This window comes from Streptomyces calidiresistens, assembly GCF_014141525.1.
Lineage (GTDB): Bacteria > Actinomycetota > Actinomycetes > Streptomycetales > Streptomycetaceae > Streptomyces > Streptomyces calidiresistens.
Map to the genome: position 1 here is coordinate 1 of NZ_VKHS01000588.1, position 3,532 is coordinate 3,532.

Consider the following 3,532-nt stretch of genomic DNA (forward strand, 5'->3'; position numbering starts at 1 on the left):
GCCCCGGACCCCGCCGGACGCGGTGGGATGACCGCGGCGGGCCGTCCGGCGGCCTCCCGGCCGCCGGTCGTGCGGAACCGGCGGTCCCGCCGGGACACTAGGGTGTTGGCCCTGAGGTTGGAGCACACCCGGGAGAGTTCGTGCGCGAGTACCTGTTGACGCTCTGCGTGGCCGCGGCCGTCACGTATCTGTTGACCGGCCCGGTGCGCAAGTTCGCCATCGCCGCGGGTGCCGTGCCGCCGATCCGCGCCCGGGACGTGCACCGCGAGCCGACCCCCCGGCTGGGCGGCATCGCGATGTTCGGCGGTCTGTGCGCGGGCCTGCTGGCCGCCTCCCAGCTGAGCAACATCGGGGAGGTCTTCCGGCTCTCCGACGAACCCCGCGCCCTGCTCGCGGGGGCGGGGCTGATCTGGCTGCTGGGCGTGCTCGACGACAAGTGGGGCGTGGACGCCCTGGTCAAGCTGGGCTGCCAGATGATCGCGGCGGCCGTGATGGTCTTCCAGGGACTGACCATCCTGTGGCTGCCGGTGCCGGGGGTGGGCGTGGTGGCGCTGACCCCGTTGCAGGGCACCCTGCTCACGGTGGCGCTGGTGGTCATCACCATCAACGCGGTGAACTTCGTCGACGGCCTCGACGGGCTGGCGGCGGGCATGGTGTGCATCGCCGCCGCGGCGTTCTTCCTGTACGCCTATCGCCTCTGGTACGGCCACGGCATCGAGGCGGCGGCGCCCGCGACACTGTTCGCGGCGGTGCTGATGGGCATGTGCCTGGGCTTCCTGCCGCACAACATGCATCCGGCGCGGATCTTCATGGGGGACTCGGGGTCGATGCTGCTGGGCCTGGTGCTGGCCGCCGGCGCGGTCTCCATCACCGGCCAGGTCGACCCGGACCGGATGCAGCTGTTCACCGGCTCGGTGCGGGCCACGGTCATCGAGATGGTGCCGGTCTACATCCCGGTGCTGTTGCCGCTGACGATCATCGCGGTCCCGGTGGCGGACCTGTTGCTGGCGATCGTGCGGCGCACCTGGCGCGGGCACTCGCCGTTCGCCGCCGACCGGGGTCACCTGCACCACCGGCTGCTGGAGATCGGGCACTCGCACAGCCGGGCCGTGCTGATCATGTACTTCTGGGCGGCGCTGATCGCCTTCGGCGCGATCTGGTGGTCGGTGCAGCAGGACACGGTGCTGGTGGTGCCGACGATCGTGGTGCTCAGCGCGCTGGGCCTGCTGGTGCTGCTGCTGCCCCGGTTCTCGCCCCGGGTGCCGCCGTGGGCCGAGCGGCTGGTGCCGCCGCGCTACCGCCGGGTCGTCCCGGCGCGCGGGCCGCGGGCGGACGGCGAGGGCCCCGGCGGCACCCCGGACGCGGACACCGCCGGCGGCGCCGAGGCCCGCGGCGCGGCGGACACCGAGGGCGGGGCGCCGGCGCCGACCGGGGGTGAGGAGGCGGGGGAGGACCGCGCGGGAACCGCCGCGGACGCGGCGGCCGACCCGGGGGAACCCGACCCGGGGGAGGGCGGAACCGACGTGGAGGCCCCCGGTACCGAGGAGACCCCGGGGCGCCCGGTACGCTCGGCGAACGGGGCGACGGCCCTCGGCGATCGGCACGGTTCGGTGCCGGCCCGCCGAAGCACCGGAAGCCGTGGGTGACCACTTCGCGAGGCCCCGAACCGATCCCCCGAACCGATCCCCCGAAAGGGTGGTCGCGGACGCGCCGTCCATTCGAACGGTCGTCACCCGAACAGCCCCAACTCATACCTCTCCGGTGTGAGAACATGCACACGATGAGGGTAAAGACCTCATCAAAAAGTTTGTGATACCGTTCACGAGTCGCGGCCGGCAGGGCCACTCGGCCCCATCGCCGGGCCCTTCCGCTCGCCCCGTCGAAGACGACAGACGTTCCCCGACGCCAGCCGGAGAAGCCTCCCCATGCAGCCCAACGACGCCCGGATCATCCGCGGCGCCGCTCTTTTCACGGCCGCAGCCGGTGCCCTCGCGATCCTCGTCGGTGCCCTCGCCGCCGGGGGAGCCGGCGCGCTCGGGGTCTTCCTCGGTGTGCTCGTCGGTTTCCTCTTCTTCGCCTCGGGTCAGTTCGGTCTCGCCCGGGTCGGCCACCGCTGGCCCGAACTCTTCATGGCCGCGGCCCTGGTCATCTACATCACCCAGGTGGGTGTGCTGCTCGTCCTGATGATCCTGCTGCGCGACGCGACCTTCCTGAACGGCCCGGCCTTCGGCGCCGGCGTCCTGGTCGCCATGTTCGCGTGGATCATCGGTCAGATCCGCACCAACCTCAAGGTCAAGACGCCCTACGTGGTGCCGACCGCCGACTCCTCCACCGATGCCCCGGCCGGCGCCGGGGCCCCGGGGCGGGAGGCCGGCGAGTGAGCCGCGGACGGGGGCGTTCGGTTCCGAGGGCCGGCATACGGACCCGTTCCGCGGGGCTGCTATCGTCCGTCGCCGGAAGCCCGGTGACATCGGGAAGCGCGCCGTGCGGGACGGCCGCGGCTTCCCTCCCGGACCACCCGGAGCGGGCGCGCACGCGCGCGTCCGTCGGCTCCGTCCTCCCGCCACCCCAGTCCAGTGCCGTTCCGTGGCGTGCCGCCACGCCGACACCCGAGGTAGCCGTATCCATGCGTCATGCCGAAGGAGCTCGCGGTGAATAGCGACCAGACGCTCGCCTTCGAGACCGACTGCCACCTGTTCCAGGACTGCGGCTACCCCGCGCCCTCGGTGTGGTCCTTCAAGTTCGAGCCGATCTTCACGATCGACTTCGGGCTCTTCGTCTTCGAGTTCAACAAGGCGATGCTGCTGGCGGTGATCAGCACGATCGTCGTCATCACCTTCTTCTGGGCCGCTTTCGGCAAGGCGAAGGTGATCCCGGGCAAGCTCCAGAGCGTCGCCGAGGTGCTCTACGACTTCGTGCGCCGGGGCATCGGCCGCGAGGTGATCGGCAAGGAGGCGGAGCGGTTCGTCCCGCTGCTGGTCTCGCTCTTCTTCACCATCTGGGTGATGAACGCCTGGGCGATCGTGCCCTTCGCGCAACTGCCGGTGACCTCGATCATCGCCTACCCGATCGCGCTCGCCCTGGTCGTGTGGGTCACCTACATGACGGTGACCTTCAAGAGCAACGGCTTCGTCGGCGGCATCCGCAACCTCTGCGTCCCCGGCGGCCTGCCCAAGCCGATCTACATCATCCTGACGCCGCTGGAGCTGCTCTCCAACGTCTTCGTCCGCCCCTTCACCCTGGCGGTCCGACTCTTCGCGAACATGTTCGCGGGCCACATCCTGATCCTGGTCTTCCTGATCGGCGCCTGGTACATGGCCGGCACCGTCCTCGGCACCGTCTACGCGAGCGCCTCGCTGCTGATGACCATCATCATCACGGTCTTCGAGATGTTCATCCAGGCCCTGCAGGCGTACGTCTTCACCGTCCTGACCGCCACCTACCTGGCGGGCGCGCTGGAGGAGGCGCACTGATCCGGCTCGGGATCGGTCACCCTCCCCACCCCGGGGCGCGGGAGCACCCCGCGTCCCCC

Annotated in this window: 3 protein-coding genes; all 3 read left to right on the forward strand. The window is 71.0% G+C overall.

Annotated features, from left to right (window positions below; genetic code table 11):
- Window positions 1-140 precede the first annotated feature (140 nt).
- Entirely contained in the window at window positions 141-1,646 is a 1,506-nt protein-coding gene (locus FOE67_RS20050) for an MraY family glycosyltransferase (RefSeq protein ID WP_182666234.1), read from the forward strand.
- A gap of 279 nt (window positions 1,647-1,925) precedes the next feature.
- Window positions 1,926-2,381: a Cg1360 family ATP-synthase-associated protein gene (locus FOE67_RS20055; RefSeq protein ID WP_182666235.1), complete on the forward strand. Its 456-nt coding sequence runs from the start codon at window positions 1,926-1,928 to the stop codon at window positions 2,379-2,381.
- A gap of 252 nt (window positions 2,382-2,633) precedes the next feature.
- Entirely contained in the window at window positions 2,634-3,473 is an 840-nt protein-coding gene (gene atpB, locus FOE67_RS20060) for a F0F1 ATP synthase subunit A (protein WP_182666236.1), read from the forward strand.
- The last annotated feature ends 59 nt before the right edge of the window (window positions 3,474-3,532 follow it).